Source organism: Streptomyces sp. G-G2, from assembly GCF_030063135.1.
Taxonomy (GTDB): Bacteria; Actinomycetota; Actinomycetes; order Streptomycetales; family Streptomycetaceae; genus Streptomyces.
Genome location: NZ_JASISO010000036.1, coordinates 13,125 through 37,020 on the forward strand (window position 1 = coordinate 13,125; position 23,896 = coordinate 37,020).

At 70.9% G+C, this 23,896-nt stretch carries 20 protein-coding genes, 3 tRNA genes, 1 other RNA gene and 1 pseudogene; 14 read left to right on the forward strand and 11 right to left on the reverse strand.

Annotated elements, in window-relative coordinates; all coding sequences use genetic code 11:
• Positions 1-109: 109 nt before the first annotated feature.
• Positions 110-2,530: a helicase-associated domain-containing protein gene (locus QMF80_RS25990; RefSeq protein WP_283457297.1), complete on the reverse strand. Its 2,421-nt coding sequence runs from the start codon at positions 2,528-2,530 to the stop codon at positions 110-112.
• 563 nt (positions 2,531-3,093) lie between these two features.
• Here QMF80_RS25990 and QMF80_RS25995 point away from each other — a divergent pair.
• Positions 3,094-3,378 (forward strand): hypothetical protein, encoded by a 285-nt coding sequence (locus QMF80_RS25995; protein ID WP_283457299.1) that lies wholly within the window; start codon positions 3,094-3,096, stop codon positions 3,376-3,378.
• A complete protein-coding gene (locus QMF80_RS26000) occupies positions 3,360-3,773 on the forward strand; it encodes a DNA-binding protein (RefSeq protein ID WP_283457301.1) in 414 nt (137 codons plus the stop codon). The genes QMF80_RS25995 and QMF80_RS26000 overlap by 19 nt, the downstream gene beginning before the upstream one ends.
• A 337-nt stretch (positions 3,774-4,110) precedes the next feature.
• Here the strand turns inward: QMF80_RS26000 and QMF80_RS26005 are convergent, their stop codons facing one another.
• On the reverse strand, positions 4,111-5,079 hold the full coding sequence (locus QMF80_RS26005) for a recombination directionality factor (RefSeq protein ID WP_283457302.1): 969 nt from the start codon (positions 5,077-5,079) through the stop codon (positions 4,111-4,113).
• A gap of 302 nt (positions 5,080-5,381) precedes the next feature.
• Here QMF80_RS26005 and QMF80_RS26010 point away from each other — a divergent pair, with 302 nt between their 5' ends.
• The 5 genes from QMF80_RS26010 to QMF80_RS26030 all read left to right on the forward strand — a co-directional run bounded on the left by QMF80_RS26010 (position 5,382) and on the right by QMF80_RS26030 (position 9,485).
• A complete protein-coding gene (locus tag QMF80_RS26010; RefSeq protein ID WP_283457304.1) occupies positions 5,382-5,669 on the forward strand; it encodes a hypothetical protein in 288 nt (95 codons plus the stop codon).
• The gene (locus QMF80_RS26015; protein WP_283457306.1) at positions 5,666-6,094 is read left to right on the forward strand and encodes a type II toxin-antitoxin system VapC family toxin; all 429 of its coding nucleotides are present in this window, start codon (positions 5,666-5,668) and stop codon (positions 6,092-6,094) included. The genes QMF80_RS26010 and QMF80_RS26015 overlap by 4 nt, the downstream gene beginning before the upstream one ends.
• A 497-nt stretch (positions 6,095-6,591) precedes the next feature.
• Entirely contained in the window at positions 6,592-7,284 is a 693-nt protein-coding gene (locus tag QMF80_RS26020) for a hypothetical protein (protein ID WP_283457309.1), read from the forward strand.
• Between the two features lie 189 nt (positions 7,285-7,473).
• On the forward strand, positions 7,474-9,012 hold the full coding sequence (locus QMF80_RS26025) for a restriction endonuclease fold toxin-2 domain-containing protein (RefSeq protein WP_283457311.1): 1,539 nt from the start codon (positions 7,474-7,476) through the stop codon (positions 9,010-9,012).
• 29 nt (positions 9,013-9,041) lie between these two features.
• The gene (locus tag QMF80_RS26030) at positions 9,042-9,485 is read left to right on the forward strand and encodes a hypothetical protein (protein ID WP_283457313.1); all 444 of its coding nucleotides are present in this window, start codon (positions 9,042-9,044) and stop codon (positions 9,483-9,485) included.
• A 281-nt stretch (positions 9,486-9,766) separates the two neighbouring features.
• On the opposite strand, the gene QMF80_RS26035 is transcribed toward QMF80_RS26030, so the two are convergent.
• Together QMF80_RS26035 and QMF80_RS26040 are read right to left on the reverse strand one after the other, a co-directional pair.
• Positions 9,767-10,213 carry a cysteine--tRNA ligase gene (locus tag QMF80_RS26035; protein WP_283457315.1) on the reverse strand — a complete coding sequence of 149 codons (447 nt, stop codon included), beginning with the start codon at positions 10,211-10,213 and terminating at the stop codon, positions 9,767-9,769.
• Between the two features lie 246 nt (positions 10,214-10,459).
• Positions 10,460-11,530 carry an exonuclease domain-containing protein gene (locus tag QMF80_RS26040; protein WP_283457317.1) on the reverse strand — a complete coding sequence of 357 codons (1,071 nt, stop codon included), beginning with the start codon at positions 11,528-11,530 and terminating at the stop codon, positions 10,460-10,462.
• A gap of 162 nt (positions 11,531-11,692) precedes the next feature.
• Between QMF80_RS26040 and QMF80_RS26045 the strand changes: the two genes are divergently transcribed.
• Entirely contained in the window at positions 11,693-12,094 is a 402-nt protein-coding gene (locus QMF80_RS26045) for a hypothetical protein (RefSeq protein WP_283457319.1), read from the forward strand.
• Here QMF80_RS26045 and QMF80_RS26050 read toward each other — a convergent pair.
• The gene (locus QMF80_RS26050; RefSeq protein ID WP_283457320.1) at positions 12,081-12,218 is read right to left on the reverse strand and encodes a phospholipase D-like domain-containing protein; all 138 of its coding nucleotides are present in this window, start codon (positions 12,216-12,218) and stop codon (positions 12,081-12,083) included. The genes QMF80_RS26045 and QMF80_RS26050 overlap by 14 nt on opposite strands.
• Positions 12,219-12,563: 345 nt before the next feature.
• Positions 12,564-12,651: transfer RNA gene (locus QMF80_RS26055), tRNA-Ser, on the reverse strand.
• A 140-nt stretch (positions 12,652-12,791) separates the two neighbouring features.
• Here QMF80_RS26055 and ffs point away from each other — a divergent pair.
• From ffs to QMF80_RS26085, 6 genes are all read left to right on the forward strand, one after another.
• An RNA gene (gene ffs, locus QMF80_RS26060) (signal recognition particle sRNA small type) lies at positions 12,792-12,890 on the forward strand.
• 129 nt (positions 12,891-13,019) lie between these two features.
• Entirely contained in the window at positions 13,020-15,176 is a 2,157-nt protein-coding gene (locus QMF80_RS26065) for a DNA polymerase III subunit gamma and tau (RefSeq protein WP_283457322.1), read from the forward strand.
• A gap of 59 nt (positions 15,177-15,235) precedes the next feature.
• Positions 15,236-16,489: a phosphoribosylamine--glycine ligase gene (purD, locus tag QMF80_RS26070; RefSeq protein ID WP_283457324.1), complete on the forward strand. Its 1,254-nt coding sequence runs from the start codon at positions 15,236-15,238 to the stop codon at positions 16,487-16,489.
• 268 nt (positions 16,490-16,757) lie between these two features.
• On the forward strand, positions 16,758-18,464 hold the full coding sequence (locus QMF80_RS26075; RefSeq protein WP_283457326.1) for a M48 family metalloprotease: 1,707 nt from the start codon (positions 16,758-16,760) through the stop codon (positions 18,462-18,464).
• 228 nt (positions 18,465-18,692) lie between these two features.
• A complete protein-coding gene (locus QMF80_RS26080; protein ID WP_283457328.1) occupies positions 18,693-20,177 on the forward strand; it encodes a N,N-dimethylformamidase beta subunit family domain-containing protein in 1,485 nt (494 codons plus the stop codon).
• Between the two features lie 74 nt (positions 20,178-20,251).
• Entirely contained in the window at positions 20,252-21,163 is a 912-nt protein-coding gene (locus QMF80_RS26085) for a phosphoribosylaminoimidazolesuccinocarboxamide synthase (RefSeq protein WP_283457330.1), read from the forward strand.
• A 104-nt stretch (positions 21,164-21,267) separates the two neighbouring features.
• Here the strand turns inward: QMF80_RS26085 and QMF80_RS26090 are convergent.
• The 5 genes and pseudogenes from QMF80_RS26090 to QMF80_RS26105 form a co-directional block, all read right to left on the reverse strand.
• Positions 21,268-21,340 (reverse strand) — tRNA-Gly (locus QMF80_RS26090).
• 24 nt (positions 21,341-21,364) lie between these two features.
• Positions 21,365-22,021, reverse strand: coding sequence for a response regulator transcription factor (locus QMF80_RS26095; protein ID WP_283457333.1), 657 nt, complete (start codon positions 22,019-22,021; stop codon positions 21,365-21,367).
• Positions 22,018-22,791 (reverse strand): sensor histidine kinase, encoded by a 774-nt coding sequence (locus tag QMF80_RS38385; protein ID WP_502962919.1) that lies wholly within the window; start codon positions 22,789-22,791, stop codon positions 22,018-22,020. Before QMF80_RS38385 ends, QMF80_RS26095 begins: the two co-directional genes overlap by 4 nt.
• Before the next feature lie 8 nt (positions 22,792-22,799).
• A pseudogene (locus QMF80_RS38390) lies at positions 22,800-23,601 on the reverse strand (ABC transporter ATP-binding protein); the annotation flags it as partial.
• 179 nt (positions 23,602-23,780) lie between these two features.
• Positions 23,781-23,853 (reverse strand) — tRNA-Gly (locus QMF80_RS26105).
• Between the last annotated feature and the right edge of the window lie 43 nt (positions 23,854-23,896).

Consider the following 23,896-nt stretch of genomic DNA (forward strand, 5'->3'; position numbering starts at 1 on the left):
GCGCCCCGGGTGAACGCCGCACGAGTGCGACGGCGACCGCGATCGGCCGGGCCGCTCTCCAGGCTCCGCTCGTGGCGGCTCTTGGGCTCGGCTGTGCGCGCGGGCCGGCCTACACCGGCATGACGCCGTGGATGCGGGCCAGCGTGAAGACGCGTTCGGCGTCCCGCAGGTGGCACCACGCTTCGAGGTAGGGCGGATCGAGTGCGAGGCGGCTGAGGGTGCGGACGGTGCGGCTGCCCGAGGCGGCGGCGTAGGCGACCGCGATGGCGGTTCCGGCGTCGAGGGCGTGACCGAGCTGGCGGATGTCGGCGTACGTCAGCTGCTCGGCGTACCCGGCGAGGATCTCCTCGGTATCCGTACCGAAGACGACTCCGGAGCCGAAGGGATCGGGCTCCGGGGCGGTTGGCGGGGCGTTCAGCAGCCGGGCCGCCACAGCGTGCGGGTCAACGACCGCCGACACCTCTGCCGCTCGGTGCGCCGCGCGTCCTGGGCCGGCCTCCGCGGAGGTCTTCCGTGGCGTCGGAAGAGCGGCGGTCCGACGAGGTGGGACCCTCTCGACGCGCACGGTCCCGTCCGCGGCTTCGGCGACGGGGGCGTAGCCCTGGTCCCGGAGCGCGGCGAGGGTCTGGTCAGGCGCGGCGACGCTCACGAGCACCGTCGGCGCGAGCCGCCGCAGCCCGAGCGGCGCGAGTCCGCGGTGGGCGGCGAGTTCGGCCAGGAGCGCCGACTCCTCGCCGTGGATGACGCAGGCGGCGGTGGCGATGCGGACGCGGCCGTGACGGCGTGCGGCATCGGCGATGAGGTAGGACAGGGGCTGTGGCAGGGATCCCTCGGCGAGGGCGGCCAGCTCGGCCGCGACCTCGTCCGCGGTGCGGCCGGCGTCCAGGGCCCGTCGGATGCTGTGGGCGCTGAACCGCCATACCGAGGCCGTCCCGCTGGTCTCCCGGTCCGCGGTCGCGTCCAGGAGCTCGGCGAGGCGTGTCGCCGACGTGCCGCTGACGACGGCCGTGAGGTCGCCGCCGAGCCGGGCTGTGCCGGTGGCCGCGGGCAGCAGTCGCCGGCACTCGGCGGCCAGTTCCTCGGCGTCACCGGCCAGCAGGGCCGCACCGAGCGGGGAGAGGGAGCCCCGGGCGATGACGCCCATCAGCTCGGCCTCGCGGACCGCGGTGGCGAACGGTGTCTCGTCCTGGAGCGACGGGTGGGCGAGCGGACGGTGCCACGCCAGGAGCGGGCCCAGATCCGTGGCGACCCGCGCGCCCAGCCCCTCCGGGAGCCGTGCCGCCGCGGTGAGGAGCCCATGGCGAGCCTGCAGACAGCCGTCGCAGGGAGGCGCCCCGGCCAGGGCGGGAAGCGCCTTGTGGTCCGCGTCGCGGGCGCAGGACGGGGTGAGCGGCAGGTTCCACCACGCCTGGAGGAGCACGGCGAACTGCGCCGCGGGTTCCTGCGCCGCCCAGGCGTCGTACTCCTGGGTGGGCGTGACGCGGTGGCCGTCCGCGGCCAGGAGCCCGGCCGAGTGCGCGGTCTCCAAGGCGATGCGCACCACGACGTCGACGGCATGAGCGGCCTTGCCGGTCCGGCCCAGTTCGCGCGCGCCGATCCCACCGGACTTCAGCCGGGCCGGTGGCGCCGCCGAGCAGACCGACAGGACCGAGGCGGCGCGGGCCGCGAAGGCCGTGGCCGCTGCCGAGGCCTCTCGGTCCACCTCCGCGGCGGCGACGGACACCAGTTCGGTGGCGGGCGGTACAGGCTCGAACGGGGCGTGCCAGTCGGGCCCGCGCAACGCCAGCGCCACCTCGGCGGGCATGAGGTACGGCCCGTATCCGTGGCGGCCCTGGACCAGCAAGCCGCGGTCCAGGGCCCATCGCTCGCCCGGCCGGGAATCGGCCTGGGGAGCCCCGAACACGATGAACTCCGTGCCTCGCGCCGCGGCCCTCGCTCGGTGCTCGAGCAGCTCGCGGGTGGCAGAGGGGGCCTCCGCGACCACGGAGGCGACGCGTTCCGGATCGCCGTGGTGTTCCAGGACGGCGGCCGCGCGCTGCTGCCTGGTGCCGGGCGGCTTGATGCCCAGCGCCACGAGCATGCCGCGCAGCTCCTCGGAGGTCACGCCCTCCAGGACCTCCGCCAGCGGAGCGTCAAGACCCAAGGGCGCGTCCCATGCCCGCCGCAGCGGCGCGGGCATGTGGAGTCCCCCCGTACCGTCCGGCCAGACCAGCGCGTGATCGGCCAGAACCTCCAGTGCGACGTCGAGTTCCCGGGCGGCGGAGAGTGCCGTCGCGCCCAGCACCTTCGCCAGGGTGCCGCGCGACAGCGTCCCCAGGGCGGCCAGCGTTTCGGCCACCTGCAGGCACGGCAGCGGGAGCTGCGGCAGAACGAGCGCCACCGACCCGGGCCGCTGAAGGCGTTCCGCCACTTCCTCCACCGAGCGGGGCTCCGGGAGGGCCACGGCGTCCTTGCGTGCCATGAGCAGGCGTGTCAGCCGCGTGCCGTCGAGACCGGCCAGCCAGGCAGTCAGTGAAGATCGGGACGTCATGGGCGGCACCTCACCAGGCGGGAACGCACGGGAGGACCGGGTCCGGCCCGTACGGGGATTCCCGTACGGGGATTCCCGTACGGGAATCCAGGATCGCGCACCCCGTGGTGACGGGGGCGGCATACCGAAGGGTTCACCCCGCAGGTGTGCTGCTGTCGGACCGGGGCGGGGGCCGCCCCGGCGCACCGCGCGAGACGTGGTGGGCCGGAGCCGAGCGAGACCGAGACCGCGCACGAGACCCGGGAACGCCGAAGGCCCCGGCCGGTTTCCCGGTCGGGGCCTTCGACGTATTGCCCGGTGAGAGCAATGGCGGAGGATACGAGATTCGAACTCGTGAGGGGTTGCCCCCAACACGCTTTCCACATGTTCGCCAGAGGGTTCGGACGTAGTCGTCAGTGTCCTGACCAGCAGCTGAGCGGAGGGTCCAGCGGCGTCCGGGACGCAGCTGAACGTAGGTGAATGAGACCAGAACTGAGACCACGGGGTGACGGGTGGGCGACGCGCGTCGTTCGGTGGGTGCCGCACCCAGGCCGGATTCCTACTTATTTGATAATCTCGATCCCGTGAGTGAGATTCCGTACAGCGTCGGCGAAGGGCCGGCCACCAGGGTCAGCCTCTCCCTCCCCGAGGGGACGGCGGAGGCGATCCGCAGACGGGTCGGCAAGCGTGAGTTCTCTGCGTTCATCACCGAAGCGGTGGAGCGCGAGCTGCGCGGTCAGATCCTGGATGAGTACCTGGCCGACTACGAACGCCGTCAGGGGTCGATCTCCGAGCACGAGCAGGAGCGGGCACGCCGGGTCTTCGACGAGGTGTTCGCCGAGGAGGGGCAGTGGCCCGCCGCAAGCTGAGTCACGAAGGCACCCTCGTTCTCGACTGCGAGGGCCTGTCGAAGTTCGTCGGTGATCATGAGCCCGTCGTCGCCCTCATCGCCGAAGCCCGCAAGCGGGGCATGGAGGTGGTCATCAGCGCGCTCACCATCATCGAAGCGGTGCATCGCCGGACCGACAAGGCGCGGCTCGCCTGGGTCCTGTCCGGAGTGCGGATCGTGCACATCGGCGACGAGGAGGCCAAGGCCGCCTCAGCCATGCTGATCAACGCCGGGCTGCATGGTCACAAATGCGCCATCGATGCTGCCGTGGCAGAGATGGCGCTGCGTCAGCGCCGCCCGGTCGTCATGCTCACCTCGGACATCGACGACATGACGAAGCTCTGCGGCGACAGAGTGCGCCTCGTCGCTGTGTAGTCGATGGGCCCCTCGGAGAAGGGCCTTGTGGACAAAGACGCAGGACAACGCGGCCTGAGGAACGTTGAAGGGCCCCGCTGCAAGCAGCGGGGCCCTTCAACGTATTGCCCGGTGAGAGCAATGGCGGAGGATACGAGATTCGAACTCGTGAGGGGTTGCCCCCAACACGCTTTCCACATGTTCGTATGGCCGTCCGGTGGGGTCCGTACCCATCCTGACCTGCGGCGGAGCGTTCAATCCCGGCCCGTCCGAACAGTCTCGGACGGAGGTGAATGAGACCAGGACTGAGACCAGCCGCCCCGGCTGCCGGTGATCATTGAGAGACGGTCGGAGCAGTTCAGGTGAGTGAGGACTCCTGGCCTTGGAGCGCCTGCCCTGCGATGGCGGCGATGCGTCCGACATGCTCTCGCAGCTGGGCAAGCTCCGGGGTCTGCTGCCGACCTGCCAGGATCTCGGACAGGGCGGCGGTGACGGTTTCCTGATGGTCGCCGGTGCCCAGGACCTGGGCGGCGCTGCGGAGCAGATCGGCATCCACGCCGACCGAGACCGAGCGGCGCGACTCAGGCACGGGCGGGGTGGTGGGCTCAGGGGCCAGCCGGGCTTTGCGGCGGGGTGCGGACGGTGCTGGAGCAGGCACGGGTTCGGCCACCGGCGGGGGTTCGGGCGCAATGGTGTCGAGGCTGCCGAGCACCGTGACCACCGGCTTTCGGTAGCAGACGCCTCTGCCCGCCTTGCTCGTGTAGACGACGAGCTCGATGGTGAGGTCGCAGACGGCCGGGCCGTTGACCCGTTCCAGCGCTTCCGTCAGGTCGGAGAGCTGCGCGGCCATCTGCCACGAGGCCGTCATGAAGTGGAACGCGCCGAGCTCGGGTGCCGCTGCGATCTGGAAGGTGATGTCGACGGAGGGCGTCGGGCCGCGCATGGCTCTGGCCGCCAGCTTCCTGTCCTCAAGCAGCGGAGGGCAGCCGCAGGGCCGGCCTTTCTTCTCTTCCGGTGACAGGAACTCCACGCCGTCGCAATGGTGGATGAGGCCCACACTGCCCCAGAGGACCATGTGTGCCGCCACCGCGTCGGGCCCGTCCAGGAGAATGCGTACGCTCTCCCGGCTCGTCAGCACTTCGTAGGCAAGGCCGGTGCTTCCTGTCCCTTCATTTGGTCGAGGTTCGCCACCCAGGAGGCCGGCGATACGGGCGGCCACATCGGCATCGTCGGTGGTGACGCGCCAGGCCTCCAGCGCCTGGGGCCGTCCCTCGGACAAACGCCCTGTGTGGAAGCGTCCGGCTGGGGCGGCTGTGCTCTGCGTCATTCGCTATCTTCGGTGGAGGGGACGACAGCTGATCTTCGCCATGTCTCAATAACGCGGTGCACGCGACCGGCTACAAGGCGGTACTCCCCATTGTGTCCAGCCCGACAGCTTCGTTCAGGTGATTCCAGCCCAAGGGGCATCGCTGTCGCCGGCAGGGTGGGTGCTAGACATAGCCAGCGGCGACTCGGCGGATGGGTCCCGTCAAAGCTCGGATTCGGGTCGTTTGCGACCCTCTCCCGGGCCGCCCGGCCTAGGGTGGTCTTCAGGCGTGAGCCCGTGACCACAGCGTGGAGGAGCCGATCATGAGCACTGCCCCGAATCTGCCGCTCCCGCCGCGCAGACCCGAGGAGTCGCATCCTCAGTCTCATCCGCTACGGACGATCCGGGAGATCCGGGAGTCCCTTCCCGAGCAGCAGCTTGGGCACTTCGATGCCGAGCTGGCCGACACCGACATCGATGCCTTGCCTGACATGCTTCACCGCTGGGCGACCCTGGGCAGCGACGGATTCCTGGAGCGACTTGCGGCGGCCCCGTTCGAGGGTCTGGAGTTCGGGCAGCGGTCCTACGACGAGGCGGCGGACGGCGAGTGATCTATCTGCTCGACACCAATGTGGTCGCCGAGATCACCACCCGGCCGAAGCCTGCCCCGGCCGTCGTCGCGTGGGCTCGATCGGTTCCGTCTCCTGCCCTCTACCTGAGCGTCATCACGGTTGCGGAGATCGAAGCAGGCATTGAGGGAACACCTGATTCGGTGCGGCGTACGGCCTTCGAGCGGGCACTCACGGACATCCGCGATCAGTACCGCGACCGGATCGCCGCCGTCGGCGAGCGGGAGGCACTCGCCTACCTCGCTCTTCACCGGAGGCTCAAGAGTGCCGGAACCAGCATCGATCCCCCCGATGCGCTGATCGCCGCCACTGCCCTGGCGAACGGCTGGACGCTGGTGAGCCGCAACATCAAGCATCTGGCGCGATCGGGCGCACTCCTGCTGAACCCTTGGGAGTACGAGGGATAGGTCATAGAGGCCGGAACGCACGAAACATCCGGTTACGAGGCAAATAAACGAGACTGGAACTGAGACCACGGAACGCAGAAGGCCCCGGCCGGTTTCCCGGTCGGGGCCTTCAAGTGCCCGGTGAGGCACTGGCGGAGGATACGAGATTCGAACTCGTGAGGGGTTGCCCCCAACACGCTTTCCAAATGTTCGTACGGGGGTCCGGCTGAGGTCGCACCCGTCCTGACCTGTGGCGGAGCGCTCAGGGCTCCCCCGTCCGGACGGGGCCGGACGAGGGCGAATGAGACCAGGAATGAGACCAGGACGGGCGGCCTGACGGCGCCAATGTTGCCGGTACCAGCCAAGAGGTACGAGTGCCTGCTGGCGCTCTCGTATCGCCGAACACGAGGAGCAGCAACGGTGGCAAGATCCTCAGATTTCCTGCCGACTGAGGAGCCTCCTGGGTACTCTCGATCGCACTGTAGTGATCAAGTGCCCTCGGGAAACGGACCCGCAGAGTGACAGAGGTCAACCCCTTCGCGCCGCCACCAAGGCACGTGAACACCCCGGCGTGGTCATCCCTGGACGACCATCTGTGGCACTCGTGCGAGATCGTCGCGGATCTCCTTGCAGGCGGTCTGGCTCGCCGTCCGTTGATCGCCACGACAGCGAGGCTGGAGCGTGACGACCGTGCCCTGGCTGTTGGCCCCGGTCAGCGTTCGACCTGGCGAGCCCCGGGCAACGGGCGGTACCAGCACAACAGTGTGGTCGCCGTCGGCAATCCCGCATTCGTCATCGGGAGTCTTCTGGGTTCCGCGGTCGGCAACTCCGCCAGGCGGCGCCAGGCGGCGCGTGACGCCCAACCTCGATGGATGGTCGACGGCCCGGGAGAGGTGACGATCACCCGTAAGAAGCTGCACTTTGCGAGCAGCACGAGCGGACTTGACCTTGATTGGAAGGCCCTGAGCACGATCGACCTCGTGAGTGTGGCTACGTTCCAGACGGGCTTCGTCAACACTCGCGGCCAGCAGGTGACGACGATGGTGCACACGCCATGGGCATCCCTCGCCTTCGCTGTCGCCGCCATCACCGCGTTTCCCGCGCATCCTCGTCTGCTGAGTGGAGGATGGCTCCCACCAGGTTTCGAGCAGAAATGTGCCCGCTTCGGTCGGCCGTGCCGCCCCGCCGCCACACTTGCCGCGCCCCAGTGATCCACTTCCCGGTATCCGTCGGTGTCGGTTTGGGCTTGGGCGGGGCGCCGCCCACTGGCGATGTTCCCGCTGCCACCTGCCTGATTCCACGATGTCGGCGGGTGGCGGAAAGTCGCGCCCAGCACCAAGGGCACGTCAGGGCACACGTGTACGGTTTCAGTGGAGGCCGGGCATGAGGAGGGGGGAGCCTTGGATCTGGAACACCGGACAGAGAATTTCGTGAACGCGTCCTGGTCCATGGTGGATCTGAGAGACCTCATTTACGACATGCTGGGTCTGCTGTTCACCGAGCTCAGCCAGCACGGTGGTATGGCGGGAGACGACGGCGCCGGGCGGGCCTTCGCCGCTGTGTACAAGCCGGCGGTGGCGACCGTCTTCAACTCGGCGGGTCACGCGCACCAGGTCATGGCGAATGGAGCCGGCACCCTCCTCAAGGCCGCCGAGGACTTCATCCGGCAGGACAACGCAATAGCAGCAGCTCTGCTCGACCAGAGCCCGGCCGCTCCCGGCATCGGATCGCAGCCGTCCGGGCCTGACTGCAACGCACGTGCCAGTCACAAGGCCGAGGACCTGCCAGCGGTCGTCGGGGAGACGAGCTGGAGCGACCAGTACCTCCTCGACAAGCGTTTTCACGGACAGCGAGACAAACTGCGGAAGACGGCGACGGTCTGGAACTCGGCCGCGAAGATCCTCGAAGATGCTTACTGGGGCTCCGAGACCGCCTGGAAGACCGCGACCTCCAGCCAGCTGGGTGAGACCGCGACCGCCGTGGAGGACTTCTTCAAGCTGTTCGTGGGCAAGACCCCACCGCCTAGCGAAGTGGGGGACGAGGAGAGCCTGATGGCGAACCTCCCCACCGCCTGCCGCATGATCGCCAACGCCTGTGAGGCGTACGCGGACCACGTCGAAACCGCCTCGAAGCGCATCCCCGAGGAGTCGAACCCCATCACAGGTGACAGCCTGCTCCCATGGGACCGACCTCTCTTCGGCGGCGACGGTCACGACGGAGGGCTGCACGAGCTGGTTTCCGGCGACATGCGCATCGCGAGTCTGGGAAAGATCCCACCCGCGATGGACAGCTCCCAGGCCCGAGTGCCCATGCCCCAGCCCGATGGCGGCGGCTTCCTCCCGTCGCTTCCGCCCTTCCTGGCACCCCTGGTCCGGGTGCCCCTGCTGGTCCCGGTGGCCTACCGTCCGGCGAACGGACCCCGTGTCCAGCCGATACCGTCCCCTGTGCCGCCCAGCCCGCGGTTCCCTGCCTTGACCGCACCGCAACAGCAGAACTTCCAGACCTGGTTGAACTCCCTGCGAACGGGTGACGTATCCGGTGGAACAGGGGCTGCCGTGACCTACCAGCTGCGGGTGTCCGGCTATCCCGAGTACGAAGTCCCCATCCCGCCGGGTATCAGCGCCAACAGCACGCTGATGGTGGATGGCTTCCGGGACAGCGACGGCATGGCAGTCGAGGCGAAGTACGTCAACAAGCCCAACCAGCCGTGCTACCGGTCACTGGATGAGCTCCGTGTCAATCACCAGACCGGCAAGAAGGACTTCCTTTACTACAAGGACCGTGAAGAGCTCACCAAGTACGCGGCGGCACTCCGCGACCCTCGCAACACGGAGATGCGCGGAGTCGAGATCGCCACGAACAACAGCGACTCCGTCGCCTACTGGCGCGTCATGATGGCCGCTTACGGCGTCAAGGGCTACGCCCGCCACGTCCCCTGATCCACCTTGCTATGTCTAGGAGCACATGCGTGAATCCGTCCGACCTCGCCGAACTCCGCACGATGTACGTCTTCAGCCCGGTCGACGGAGAAACCTGGGGACTCACGTTCGAGGGGTTCAAGTCGCGCTTGCTGGCACGAAACCCGGACGAGTTCCTGCGGGTTGACGAAGGACGCTCGGGCCCCGTCCGCGGATCCACTCTGCACTTCGGGATCACCTTCAGTGACGAGGTGCTGGAGGGCTTCGCAGCCCTGACACCGGAGGGAGTGGCGATCACGGACTGCACCGCCCACGCGGCCGCGAACTTTGTCGTCTGGCTCCGGGACGAGGTGGTACCGCAGGACAAGGCCATCACCTTCAACACGGAGTGGGGGATCGAAGGGTATGCCCCGGACGAGTCGGTCCCCGAGGTCACGCGGCCCCGCCTCATCGCGGCCTTCCTCGCTCACCTTGAAGCCCTCGGCCTGGATTGAGTCCACCGGGGTACCGCGGATCATGGGCGTCACTCATCGGTCTGGTGAATGGAGCCCAGACCCCCTCATACGGGATGGAATGGATTCCCTAGCCTGGCCACCCGGCAGGCCTCTGTTGCTCAGCCCTCCATTGGCTGTCGAGCCGCTTTCGCCACGCCTTCGGCGGGGGCCAGGGGATGACCCAAGCGGAGCCTGGCTGTCCGTCTGCGCGGGGTCGATGGTCCGGGCGAAGTTCTCGATCCGGCGGCGTGCCCCTCGGGTCTGCTCCAGTGTGGAGTCATTCAGCTCCATGGAGGAGCGGTAGCGCTGGGAGAGGAACGCGTGCCGCAGGGTGCGGAAGTCCGTCCGGGCGAGGGCATCGCGGATCGTGAGGAAGTTCCGGTGCTCTTCGACATCTTCTCGCCGTCGACGCGCAGCAGACCGGTGTGCGTCCAGTAGCGGGCCAGCGGCTCGATCCCGGAGGCGGCTTCCATCTGGGCCACCTCGGCCTCCTGGTGCGGGAAGATGAGGGCCACGGCCCCGCCGTGCAGGTCGTACGAGGGTCCGAAGAACGTCTCCGTGATCGTGGTGTCCTCGATGTGCCATCCCGGCCGTCCAGGGCCCAGCTCGGTCTCCCAGAACGGCTCGCCGTCCTTGCGGCCCTTCCACAGGGCGAAGTCGCCCGGGTTGCGCTTCTTCGAGTTGTCGTCGATCCGCGACACCGAGTCCTCGGGTCGCCAAAACTGCAACCACGGAACGACGAAGGAGCCGGCCGCTGAGCGGCCGGGTCCTTCATTTTCCCTGGTGGGCGAGTGCGGAGGATACGAGATTCGAACTCGTGAGGGGTTGCCCCCAACACGCTTTCCAACTGTTCGTATGGCCGTCCGGCGGGGGCCGTACCTGTCCTGACCTGCGGCGGAGTGGTCCGGCATCCCCAGTCTGGATGCTCCGAACAGGAGTGAACGCAACCCCAACTGCAACCATGCTCCGTGGGTTCAGGACCCGAGGCGGCGGAGAAATTCGTCCTCATCAAGAACCTCGATGGCCTGTCCGGCGTCGAGCAGGGCCTGGGCGTCTTTCTCCTTGCCGCTCAGGGTGGTCCCGGGCTTGAGCTGGGTCTGCGTGGCAGAGACCAGGATGTCGGTCGTCTTGGTCATCTTCTTCGCCGGTTGTGCGCCAGCCTCGGCGAGGCGGGCGAATGCCTCGTCCCGCTTCATGGACGTGAGCGTGCCGGTAAGGCAGACGGTCAGTCCGTACAGTGCCCCGTCGGGGTCGGCGTCGGGGTTGGCGCCGGGAACGGGCTTGCGGTCCCGCTGGCCAGAGCCCTGGTACTGGCTGCCGCGCCACTGGCCATCGGGGGTCATGGAGCCCCATCGGATCTGATGCTTGGCGAGCAGGTCGTCGAGGGACGCCGTGCCAGCTTCGCGGATCGCCGCGAGCATGACCTCTGCTGATGCGCGGGAATCAGCTTCCGCGTTGTGGTGGTTCGTGAAATCGAGGCCGGCGGCGTCCATGCAGTGCGGCAGCCCGTAGGACAGGAGCTTCCAGGTGCGGCGGGCGACGACCTGCGAGCAGGTGTACCGAAGGTCTGGCCAGGTGATCCCTTCGGCGTCGCAGGCGGCTCGGATCACGCTCAAGTCGAATCCGGCGTTGTGGGCGATCAGCGGGCGCCCGTCCGAGAACGCGAGGATCTCGGTGAGCGCGGCCTTCCAGCTGGGTGCGGTGGCGACATCGGCTGCCGTGATGCCGTGAACCCGGACGTTGTACGGGTTGAAGTGGCTGAGTGCGGCGGGTGGCTGGATCAGCGTGCTCCAGGTGCCCACCACACGATCCCCGTCAACTGCTGTCATACCGACGGAGCACGCGCTGCCGCGGTGCTCGTTCGCCGTCTCGAAATCGATCGCTACCCAGGAAGACATGACAGAAGTGTCGTGAGGAGTCGTAAGGGACGCCAGGGTCAAAAGTAGCCAATCGGTTTTCGCTGCGCTGGAGCTCGGATGGGGAGGTGTGCTGTAGGACGACGGGTCTGCTGGTATCTCCAGTTGTGTTCTCGTCGCGAACGTCAAGACCAGGTCAGGTTCACCTCGTACCACTGCCAGAGGAGGAACATTCGCTGCGAGAAGGCCGCGCATCCAGATCTGTTTGGTGCGAAGCGTTCTCGTACGGTGCGAGTGTCCGGTGCGCGGTAGCGTCCTTGTGAGACCAATCGCGGAAGGGACGGTCACTGGATGCCGCACAGCACTGAAAGCGCCGACGGGCGTGAACAGCTCGGCCTGATCCTCGACTTCGCCGGAGTGCTCACCGCCAGCCCCCTCGCTGTCCACCGTGCGTGGTGCGTATCCGAAGGACTGGACGCGGAGGCGTGGCGCAGCACCCTCAACGACCACCCGGAGGGTCGGCGTCTGTACGCGGCCCTGGAGGTCGGGGAGATAGGGCAGGCGGAGTGGAACGAGGGCACTGCCGCCCTGCTGGGTGCGCAGGTGGACCCGGTGAACTTGATGGGCCGGGCCTGGGCCGGGGTCCCTGCGGCTCGTCGGATGGCTGCCCTCGCCCGTGCGGCACGGACGGCTGGTCATCGGGTCGCCCTGCTGTCCAACAGCTTCGGCCTGGACCCGTTCAGAGGTCTTTGAACGAATCCCAGCCGCGCATGTCGAAGTACCCGGTCGCGACATCGACGGTGGCGAAGCCGGCCAGCGACTGCTTTAGGGCGGTCCCCAACTGTTGATCGTCGAGGTTGTCAAAGATCTCAGGCACAGAGTTGGCTCCTGGCACCGGTGGCTGGTTTGGCGCCGCGCGGGAGGCGCGGGGCTCCGATGCTACGGCCGAGCGTCGCCTTCCAGGGCTCGATCAGCAGGCTTGCAACGCCATGATGATCAAGCGGCGCGCGCTGATCCAATTGCTCGGGGAGTCTGCACAGACTTCGGCGAGGACGGGCCGGTCGTTTGATCATGGGCCTGGGGGCCGACATGGCGCAAACGACCAGGCTGGGCTCTCAGGGACAGCTACAGGGAGCAACTGAGACCAAAACTGAGACCACGTACGTCGAAGGGCCCCGCTGCTAGCAGCGGGGCCCTTCAACGTATTGCCCGGTGAGAGCAATGGCGGAGGATACGAGATTCGAACTCGTGAGGGGTTGCCCCCAACACGCTTTCCAAGCGTGCGCCCTAGGCCACTAGGCGAATCCTCCGGGACGAACAATACAAGACGTTGAGGGGTGCTCGCGAACCTGATCCGCCGCGGAAGGATCACGGAAGGGCCGCAGGGGTATCGGCGAAGGATCGGGGAGGGTCCGGCTCGTTACCCGGGCCATCCATCCGCTACGCTGGGGCCAGCCCCTCACGTGGCGCTATCTCACCCAACTCCCCCAGGGCCGGAAGGCAGCAAGGGTAAGTGGGCTCTGGTGGGTGCGTGGGGGGCGCTTTGCGTTCCGGGGCGGATCCGACGGCGGTGTCCCCTCGCCCGCGTCCGGTCGCCCGTGTCCCGAGGCCCGCGTCCGGTCGCCCGTTTCCTCCTGTCGGCGTCGCGTTGTCGGCGGGCCCGGATAACCTCGTCAGTGTGTCGTCCCTTGCGCTGTACCGCCGCTATCGCCCCGAATCGTTCGCCGAGGTCATCGGGCAGGATCATGTCACTGCCCCGCTGATGCAGGCCCTGCGGAACAACCGGGTCAATCACGCGTACCTGTTCAGCGGGCCCCGGGGGTGCGGCAAGACCACCAGTGCCCGCATCCTGGCGCGCTGTCTGAACTGTGAGCAGGGCCCCACTCCCACGCCCTGCGGCGAGTGCCAGTCCTGCCTCGACCTCGCGCGCAACGGGCCGGGGTCCATTGACGTCATCGAGATCGACGCCGCCTCGCACGGTGGTGTGGACGACGCCCGTGACCTGCGGGAAAAGGCCTTCTTCGGGCCTGCGGCGAGCCGGTACAAGATCTACATCATCGACGAGGCGCACATGGTCACCTCGGCGGGCTTCAACGCCCTGCTGAAGGTGGTCGAGGAGCCGCCGGAGCACCTCAAGTTCATCTTCGCGACCACGGAACCCGAGAAGGTCATCGGGACGATCCGGTCGCGCACGCACCACTACCCCTTCCGGCTCGTCCCGCCCGGCACCCTGCGCGACTACCTCGGCGAGGTCTGCGGCCGCGAGGGCGCCACCGTCGAGGACGGGGTGTTGCCGCTCGTCGTACGGGCCGGAGCGGGGTCGGTGCGTGACTCGATGTCCGTCATGGACCAGTTGCTCGCGGGCGCCGCCTCCGACGGTGTGACGTATGCCATGGCCACCTCCCTGCTCGGCTACACCGACGGGTCGCTGCTGGACTCCGTCGTGGACGCCTTCGCCGCCGGGGACGGGGCCGCCGCCTTCGAGGTCGTCGACCGGGTGGTCGAGGGGGGCAACGATCCGCGCCGGTTCGTCGCCGACCTGCTGGAGCGGCTGCGGGACCTGGTGATTCTGGCCGCCGTGCCCGACGCCGGGGAGAAGGGGCTCATCGACGCTCCCGTCGATGTGGTGGAGCGGATGCAGGCCCAGGCCTCCGTGTTCGGGGCCGCCGAGCTGAGCCGGGCCGCCGACCTGGTCAACACCGGGCTGACGGAGATGCGCGGGGCGACCTCGCCGCGGCTCCAGCTGGAGCTGATCTGCGCCCGGGTGCTGCTGCCCGCCGCCTTCGACGACGAGCGCTCCTTCCAGGCCCGGCTGGACCGGCTGGAGCGCAGCGGCGCCGCCGCCATGGGCGCGGGTGCGGGTGCGGGGATGGCCGCCGGTGCGGGGGCCGGGATCCCGGCCGCCGTGCAGGCGCCCGTCCGCACCGCGCCCGTCCCGGTCGCGCAGCCCGCGGCCGCCGCTCCCGGCATGGGGTACGCCCCCGGGCCCGAGGCCCATGCGATGGCGCCCGCCCCGGTGACCCCGGCCGCCACCCCCGCCCCGGCCCCCGCGACCCCGCCCCCGGCCGCCGCGCCCGCCGCGCCCGCACCGGCGCCCGCCGCCGCGCCCGGGACCTGGCCCGGAGCCGCGCAACCGGGGCGCGGGGCCTGGCCCAGTGCCGCCCCGGCCGCCGCCGCCCCGGGGCCGGACCCCGCGCCCGCCGCGCGGCCCGCGCCCGCCGCCCCGGCCGCTCCCGCTCCCGCCCCCGCCGCCCCGGGGCCCGCGATGGCCGCCGGTGCCGGGCAGGTCCAGGCGATGTGGCCCGGGGTCCTGGAGGCCGTGAAGAACAAGCGGCGCTTCACCTGGATCCTGCTCAGTCAGAACGCCCAGGTCGCCGGGTTCGACGGCACCACCCTCCAGCTCGGTTTCCCCAACGCCGGAGCCCGCGACAACTTCGCGAGCAGCGGCAGCGAGGACGTCCTCAAGCAGGTCCTGTCCGAGCAGTTCCAGGTCAACTGGAAGATCGAGGCCGTGGTGGGCAGCGGTCAGCCCGTCCCGGTCTCCACCTCGTACGCCGCCCCGCCGCCCTCCTACGCGCCCCCGGCCCCCGCCGCGGCGCCCCCGTCCCAGCAGTACCCCCAGCAGTCCCAACAGCCTCAGCAATCACCGGGCTACCAGCCCCCGCAGCAGCCCCCGGCCGCGTCCGCGCCCGCGCCGGTGCGGGAGCCCGTACGCCCGGAGGACGACGTACCGGAAGAGGATGATCCGGATCTGGTCGACAGCGCGCTGACCGGACACGAGCTGATCGTGCGCGAGCTGGGAGCCACCGTGGTGGAGGAATATACGAACGACTAGCGGCCGGTCATTGGGTGGCCGCACGATAGCCGACCGCGCGGGCGGGCTAGGCTGCACCCGTGAAGGTCCTCGTCATCGGCGGCGGCGCCCGCGAACACGCCCTGTGCCGCTCTCTGTCCCTCGACCCCGACGTCAGCGCGCTCTACTGCGCCCCTGGCAACGCAGGCATTGCCGAGGTGGCGGAGCTGCGCCCGGTGGACGCCCTCGACGGCGAAGCCGTGGCCCGGCTGGCCACCGAGCTGGAGGCGGGCCTGGTCGTGGTCGGCCCCGAGGCCCCCCTGGTCGCCGGGGTCGCCGACGCCGTACGCGCGGCGGGCATCCCGGTCTTCGGCCCGTCCGCCGAGGCGGCGCGGCTGGAGGGCTCCAAGGCCTTCGCCAAGGACGTGATGGCCGGGGCCGGTGTCCCGACCGCCCGCTCCTACGTCTGCGCCACCCCCGAAGAGGTGGACGAGGCACTCGACGCCTTCGGCGCCCCGTACGTCGTCAAGGACGACGGACTCGCGGCGGGCAAGGGCGTCGTCGTCACCGACGACCGCGCCGCCGCCCGCGAGCACGCCCTGGCCTGCGACCGCGTGGTCATCGAGGAGTTCCTGGACGGCCCCGAGGTCTCCCTCTTCGCCATCACCGACGGCGTCACCGTGCTGCCGCTCCAGCCCGCGCAGGACTTCAAGCGCGCGCTCGACGGCGACGAGGGCCCCAACACCGGCGGCATGGGCGCGTACTCCCCGCTGCCCTGGGCCGACCCCAAGCTCGTGGACGAGGTCATGGCCAGCGTGCTCCAGCCGACCGTCGACGAACTGCGCCGCCGCGGCACCCCCTTCTCCGGACTGCTCTACGCCGGTCTCGCGATCACCTCGCGCGGGGTCCGGGTCATCGAGTTCAACGCGCGCTTCGGCGACCCCGAGACCCAGGTGGTCCTCGCCCGGCTGCGCACCCCGCTCGCGAGCGTCCTGCTGAACGCCGCGAACGCCACCCTCGACGCGGAGCCCCCGCTCTCCTGGCGCGAGGACGCGGCCGTCACGGTCGTCATCGCCTCCCACAACTACCCGGAGACCCCGCGCACCGGGGACCCGATCGAGGGCCTCGCCGAGGTCGCCGCCGAGGACGCCCCGCACGCGTACGTCCTGCACGCGGGCACCCGCCGGGACGGCGACGCGGTCGTCAGCGCGGGAGGCCGCGTGCTGTCGGTGACGGCGACCGGTTCCGACCTGGCGCAGGCCCGGGAGAGGGCGTATAAGGCCGTCGGGCGGATCCGGCTGGCGGGATCCCAGCACCGCACCGACATCGCGGCCAAGGCGGCGGCAGGCCGCTGAGCCCCCGGAGGCCCGTGACCAGCGGGCTCCTCCCCCTCGTGCCCGCGCGTGCGAATGCATCCAGCCGCGTTCGAACGCACCCAGCTTTACCCAAAGCCATTCCATCGGGTGATCGATCCGCAGTCCGCCTGACGGCCGCCCGCGCCCCAACTAGGGTGCGGCGCAAGCATTCCGGCACTTGGCCCACCGGCATTGCGATGTCAGTGGCGGGTGTCACAGTGGGGGAGTGACCAACACCGTCGCAGGGCAGAGGGGGTGACGTCCGGACGTGTCCGGAACCGTTTCGACCATAGAGGTGGGCGCGCAGTCCGCGCGCTCCCGGGCCCTGGCCGTGCTGCGCGTACGCAGCAGGGCCATGGCCGCCGCACTGCTGCCCGCCGCGTTCGCGGTGGTCCTGGTGGCCGCGCGGGCGACCGGGCGGCTGGCCGGGGAGTCCTGGGCCACCACCACCCTTGTCGTGAGCTGCGTCGCCGCGCTCGTCCTGCTGGTGGCCGGGGTGTTCGGCGCGGTGGTGCTGCGCGCCGCCCCGGCCGTGACCCCCACGGTGCCGCTGGCCGAGGCGGCCGCGCCCGACCTCTACCGGCTGGTGCGGGACCTGGCCGACCGGATGAATGTGCCCGCGCCCTCCGCGATAGCCCTGACCCCCGACTGCGACAGCTGGCTGGAGGACCGTACCCACGCCGCGCACCGCGGCCGGGGCACGGCCGGCGCGCCCGAGTCCGCGCCGGGCGCCGCCCCGGTGCTGGTGATCGGCTCGCCGTTCCTGTGGTGGATGCGGGTCGCCGAGCTACGGGCGGTGCTCGCCCCGGTCGTCGCCGGTACGGGACCCTCGGCGCACCCCGACATAGCCGACGCCCGCCGCTTCGTGCGCGGGCTGGACGCGGCCGCCGACGTCGGCAACCGGCCCGGCCTCGGCTGGATCGGGCACACGGCCCGGCTGCTGCTGCGGCTGTGCCGTACCGACGCGGCCGAGATGGAACGCGGGGTGGCCGCGGCCGCCTCCGACCGCGCCCAGGATGTGGACTACGGGCTGCGCATCGTCGCCCAGGAGCAGGTGGGCCTCGCCTACGCGGGCTGGGACCGGCTGCTGACCCGGGTCGCGCTGCCCGCGTGGCGGATGGGCCGCTGGCCCGCGCACCTCGACACCGGGGTGGTGTCCGCGCTGACCGAGCTGTCCCGGCGGGACCGGCTGGCCGAGGGGTTCACCTCCCGACTCGCCGAGCGCCCCGCGTGCGACCTGCTGGAGCAGCCGGGCGCGGTCGACGAGGCGGCCTCGCTGCTGGCCGCGCGGCTCTTCCACGGCGGTCCGGCCGAAGTGGGCCCGGACTGGTCCCCGGTGGACTGGGCGGCGTATCCGGAAGAGGTCGTGGACCGCAAGTGGCGTACCGAGGCGGCGCGGCTGCACCGGGCGCTGGACGCGCTGGCCGTGGCCGTCCCGGAGGGTGTGCCCGCCGGTGACGCGACGGCCGGGCCCACGCTGGAGCGGGTACTGCGCCACCTCGCCGGGACGGGCACCGGCCCCGCTGACGCCCAGGGCCCCGCTGACGCCCCGGACGCCCCCGACGCCCCGGACGCGCTGGCCGGATGGCTCAGCGGGGACCTGGCGCGCGAGGAGCGGGCGGTGGCCGAACGGGCCGGGGTCGGCGCGGGCGCCGGATCCGCTTCCGGGTCCGGGTCGGCGACGGCGCGCGGCGTGGACACGGTTCCGCTCTTCCCGCTCCAGGCGCCCCGCAGCGGCCGGGACCTGCTGGCCGATCACGTCATGGCAATGGTGTGCTGCGCCGCCGTGGACTCGGCGGGCGGTGCGCCCGGCATGGACTGGCTGGACGGGCCGGTGCTGCTGGTCGCGGGCGCGCGCTGCGCGGACCTGGCACTGCCGGTGCTCGCGCTGGTCGAGGACGGCGACCCCGCCCCGCTGCGCGACCGGCTCGCGGAGCTGGGCGTCCGGCCGGAGAAGCCGGTACGGCTGGTCTGACCGCGACCGCGCGGTCGCGGCCTGCCCGGCCGGTCCGGTCCGGCCGGACCGCGCGGTCCGGCCCCCGGCCGACGGCACCGGAAACCGGATCCAAATGTTCCGGTCACGTCAATTCACGACGAACGGTGACGGAGTGCGTGCGTTATGTGATGTGCTGGGACCGGTCGCGGCCATTCACCGCGGCAGGGCCGTGGATACGCGTTCGGGGGAGCGAGGGAGGGGAGCCGTATGGGTGCGGACCAGATCCGGCGTTGGGAGTCAGGTGCGCTCGCGCACGCGGTGACCGATCCCTTCGGACAGGGGCCGCTGCCCTGGTTACGGGGCAGCGAGCTGTACTACGACGACACCGGCCAGGTGCTCCCCTGGTACGTCGATCCCGCCCTGGCCCCCGGAGCCCCCGGCCGGATCCCCCGTGCCCGCACGAGCGGGCCCCGTACCGCCGACGACGTCCACCGCCAGATCAAGGGCTTCGCCTCCACCGGGGCGGTCGCCCCCGGCGAGGCCATCGACTTCCACATCACCGTGGACCCGCCCCAGCAGTTCTCGGTCGACATCTACCGGATCGGCCACTACGCGGGCGACGGCGCCTCGAAGATCCACTCCAGCCCGCGCCTCTCCGGCATCGTCCAGCCCGCCCCGCTGGCCGCCGACCGGACCGTCTCCTGCCACCACTGGTGGCTGTCCTGGCGGCTCCAGGTCCCGGCGTACTGGAACCTCGGCGCGTACGTCGCCGTCCTGACCACCGACGACGGCTACCGCTCCCACATCCCCTTCACGGTCCGCGACGACCACCCCGCCGACCTGCTGCTGCTCCTGCCCGACATCACCTGGCAGGCCTACAACCTCTACCCGGAGGACGGTCGTACGGGCGCCAGCCTCTACCACGCCTGGGACGAGCGGGGCCGCCTGCTGGGCGAGGAGGACGCGGCCATCACCGTCTCCTACGACCGCCCCTACGCGGGCGCGGGCCTGCCCCTGCACGTGGGCCACGCCTACGACTTCATCCGCTGGGCCGAGCGCTACGGCTACGACCTGGCCTACGCCGACACCAGCGACCTGCACGCGGGCCGCGTCGACCCGACCCGCTACCGGGGCCTGGTCTTCCCCGGCCACGACGAGTACTGGTCGGCTCCCATGCGCCGTACCGTCGAGCGGGCCCGCTCGCACGGCACCTCCCTCGTCTTCCTCTCCGCCAACACCATGTACTGGCAGGTGGAGCTGTCCCCCTCGCCCTCCGGGGTGCCCGACCGGCTGCTCACCTGCCGAAAACGCCGCGGCCCCGGTCGCCCCGCCCTGTGGCGCGAGGTGGACCGGCCGGAGCAGCAACTGCTGGGCATCCAGTACGCGGGCCGCGTCCCCGAACCCGCGCCGCTGATCGTGCGCAACGCCACCCACTGGCTCTGGGACTCCACCGGGGCCGCCGAGAACGACGAACTGCCCGGCCTGGTCGCGGGCGAGGCCGACCGCTACTTCCCGCGCACCCAGCTCCCCGAGCACCAGGACCGGATCCTGCTGGCGCACTCCCCGTACGACGACACCGAGGGCCACCGGCGCCACCAGGAGACCTCCCTGTACCGCGCGCCCAGCGGGGCCCTCGTCTTCGCCTCGGGCACCTTCGCCTGGTCCCCCGCGCTCGACCGCCCCGGCCATGTCGACGAGCGGATCCAGAAGGCCACCGCCAATCTCCTCGACCGGATCTGCAAGCGCGACTGAGACCCCTTGGGCAGGGCATACGCGCCGGTACGGGAGAATGGGCCTGCGCTCGTACAGAACCACAGGGAGACCCCGTGTCCGGATTCGTCGAAAAGCCCGAGCCGGTCCAGGTGCCCGGCCTCGTCCACCTCCACACCGGCAAGGTCCGCGACCTCTACCGCGACGCGGACGACAACCTCGTCATGGTCGCCAGTGACCGGATGTCCGCTTTCGACTGGGTGCTGCCCACCGAGATCCCGGACAAGGGACGCGTCCTGACCCAGCTGTCCTTGTGGTGGTTCGACCAGCTCGCGGACCTCGTGCCGAACCACGTGATCAGCACCGACCTGCCCGAGGGCGCCCCCGCCGACTGGGCGGGCCGCACCCTGATCTGCCGCGACCTCGACATGGTCGCCGTCGAGTGCGTGGCCCGCGGCTACCTCACCGGCTCCGGGCTCGCCGAATACGAGCAGACCCGCACCGTCTGCGGACTCGCGCTCCCCGAGGGCCTCGTGGACGGCTCCGAGCTGCCCGCCCCGATCTTCACCCCGGCCGCCAAGGCCGCGGTCGGCGAGCACGACGAGAACGTCACCTACGAGGAGGTCGCGCGCACCACCGACGCCGAGACGGCGGCGCTGCTGCGCCGGACCACCCTCGACGTGTACGGCAGGGCCCGGGACATCGCGCGCGAGCGCGGGATCATCCTGGCGGACACCAAGTTCGAGTTCGGCTTCGACAAGGACGGCGCACTGATCGCCGCCGACGAGGTGCTGACCCCGGACTCCTCCCGCTTCTGGCCCGCCGACCTGTGGGAGCCGGGCCACGCCCAGCCCTCCTACGACAAGCAGTACGTCCGCGACTGGCTGACCTCCCCGGCCTCCGGCTGGGACCGCCACGGCGAACTCCCGCCGCCCGCGCTCCCGCAGGACGTGGTGGAGCGGACCCGCGCCAAGTACATCGAGGCGTACGAGCGCCTCACCGGCCAGGGCTGGAAGAGCTGGACCTGATGCGGACGGGGCCCGGAAACGGGGCCCGGACGCGGTCCCGTCCCGGACACGGTTCCGGACACGAAGAAGCCCCCGGTCGAGGACCGGGGGCTTCTTCACTGCGGAGCGGACAACGCGACTCGAACGCGCGACATCCACCTTGGCAAGGTGGTGCTCTACCAACTGAGCTATGTCCGCCTGTGCGCCTTGGCGCGACACCTACTATACCCATCCCCGGGCACGCGCGAGACGCACCGCCGTGTGCCGGTTCTCGGCGCCCAGCTTCGTCGCGGCCGAGGAGAGGTAGTTGCGTACGGTGCCCTGCGACAACGAGGCCCGCTCGGCGATCTCCGCGACCGGCGCCCCGTCCGCCGCGAGTTCCAGCACCTCCGCTTCCCGCGCGGTCAGCGGCGAGTCCCCGGCGCTGATCGCGTCCGCCGCCAACTCCGGGTCCACATAGCGCCCTCCGGCGTGCACGGTCCGGATGATCTCGGCGAGCCGCTGCGCCGACACCGTCTTGGGCGCGAAGGCCCGTACGCCCGCGGCCAGCGCCCGTTTCAGGTGCCCCGGGCGGCCGTGACTGGTCACGATCATGGTTCTGCAGCCCGGGAGTTCGGCCCGCAGCGATGTGGCCACGCTCACACCGTCCGCCCCCGGCATCTGCAGGTCCAGCACCGCCACGTCCGGCCGGTGCGCCCGCGCCATGGCGAGGGCCTCGGGGCCGGTGGCGGCCTCGGCGACCACGAGCAGGTCGTCCTCCAGCGCCAGCAGCGCGGCCAGCGCCCCCCGGATCAGGTGCTCGTCGTCGGCGAGCAGCACCCGTACGGGACCCACCGCGCCCGCCGCCCCGCCCGTGCTCCCCACGCCCCGCCCGCTCATCCACGTGCCTCCTGTCCCGGAATCCCGGCCCTCGCTCCATCGGACCCGGGCTCCTGCCCCGGGCCCTGCCCCGGCACCTCGGCCCGCAACCGGAACACACCCCCCGGCCCCGGGTCCGCACCCGCCGGGCCCGGGGCCCGCGCGGGGACGAGCCCCGCCTCCAGCGAACCGCCCAGCGCCCCCAGCCGCTCCCGCAGCCCCGCGAGCCCCGAGCCGGGCGGCCCGGCCGGGGCCGCCGGAGCCCCGTCGTTCTCCACCAGCAGCACCACGGCCCCCGCGTCCCCGCCCGCCAGCCGGATCACGCACTCCCGCGCGTCCCCGTGCCGCAGGACGTTCGTGGTGGCCTCCCGGACCACCCAGCCGAGCGCGGACTGCACCGCGGCGGGCAGCTCCCGCCGCTCCAGCAGCTCCACCCGGCAGTCGATCCCGGCGGCGCTCAGCACCCCGCGCGCGCCCTCCAGTTCCACCCCGAGGTCCGCCTCCCGGTAGCCGCGCACCACGTCCCGCACCTCCCGCTGGGACTCCCGCGCGATCCGCTGCACCTCGACCATCTGGTCCACCGCCTCCGGGCGCCCGCGCCGCGCGAGCCGCACCGCCAGCTCGCTCTTGAGCGCGATCACCGCCAGATTGCGGCCCATCACGTCGTGCAGGTCCCGGCCGAAGCGCAGCCGCTCCTCGGCGACCGCGAGCCGCGCCTGGAGCTCCCGCGAGTGCTCCAGCTCCCACACCGTGCTCAGCAGCCACGCCGAGAACCCGTAGGTGAAGGCCATGAAGAAGCCGAGCGCCGACTGGAGCCGCGGCGTACGGATCTCCACGTGCCGCCCGTCGGCGGCGGCCCGCAGGGACAACGGCAGCCGCGCCGCCGCCACACCCTCGGGCAGCGTGAACCGGATCCGGGCGGGCCGGGTCGCGGTGACCTCGGCCGGGGTCCCGGACAGCACGAGTTCCCCCTCGTGCAGGATCGCCAGCCGGTCCGCCAACTCCTCCGCCTCCTCCAGGTAGTGCGTGGTCAGCAGCACCGTGGTCCCCTCGTCGCGCAGCGCCCGCACCAGCGCCCAGGTGTCCCGGCGCCCCTCCGGGTCCATGCCGGTGGTCGGTTCGTCGAGGAAGAGCACCTCGGGCCGCCCGAGCAGGGCCAGCGCCAGATCGAGCCGCCGCCGCTCCCCGCCGGAGAGCTGTTTGACCCGTACGCCCGCCCGCGCCCCGAGCCCGACCAGCTCCAGCACCTCCGCGCCGGTCCGGGCGCCGGTGGTGAGCCCGGCCCACATCCGGACGGTCTCGGCGACGGACAGGTCGGAGGGGAAGCCACCCTCCTGGAGCATGACCCCGGTGCGGGGACGGACGGCGGCCCGCTGCCGGAAGGGGTCGAGTCCGAAGACCCGGACCCGGCCGCCGCTGGGCACGGCCAGCCCCTCCAGCAGTTCGACGGTGGACGTCTTCCCGGCCCCGTTGGTGCCGAGCAGGGCGAAGATCTCGCCGCGGGCGACGGAGAAGGAGATCCCGCGCACGGCTTCGAAGCCCCCGGAGTAGGCGCGGCGCAGGTCCCTGGTTTCGATCACTGATTGGTCGGTGTCGGTCATGACTCCAGCCTCCGGCCGGTTCCGGAGGCGCGGCAGTGCGCCTCTTCACCACTCCCGATGACATTTGTCATCGGGGGCGGCCGGGCCGGGGCAATCGCGGCAATCGGGGCAACGCAGAAGGCCCCAGTCGATGACTGGGGCCTTCTGGCTGAGAATCTTCTGCAACAAGTGCATACAAGAGCGGACGACGAGACTCGAACTCGCGACATCCACCTTGGCAAGGTGGTGCTCTACCAACTGAGCTACGTCCGCAAACTCGCGGTGATCGGATCCCCCGAGAGGGCCGTCAAGCGGT

Coding starts and splice junctions, on each gene's coding strand:
- QMF80_RS38385 (WP_502962919.1), bottom strand. CDS start 22,791: ATGGCCTTCACCTACGGGTTCTCGGCGTGGCTGCTGAGCACGGTGTGG.
- QMF80_RS26005 (WP_283457302.1), bottom strand. CDS start 5,079: ATGACGCAGAGCACAGCCGCCCCAGCCGGACGCTTCCACACAGGGCGT.
- QMF80_RS26080 (WP_283457328.1), top strand. CDS start 18,693: ATGGGTGCGGACCAGATCCGGCGTTGGGAGTCAGGTGCGCTCGCGCAC.
- QMF80_RS26010 (WP_283457304.1), top strand. CDS start 5,382: ATGAGCACTGCCCCGAATCTGCCGCTCCCGCCGCGCAGACCCGAGGAG.
- QMF80_RS25990 (WP_283457297.1), bottom strand. CDS start 2,530: ATGACGTCCCGATCTTCACTGACTGCCTGGCTGGCCGGTCTCGACGGC.
- QMF80_RS26045 (WP_283457319.1), top strand. CDS start 11,693: ATGCCGCACAGCACTGAAAGCGCCGACGGGCGTGAACAGCTCGGCCTG.
- QMF80_RS26095 (WP_283457333.1), bottom strand. CDS start 22,021: ATGAGCGGGCGGGGCGTGGGGAGCACGGGCGGGGCGGCGGGCGCGGTG.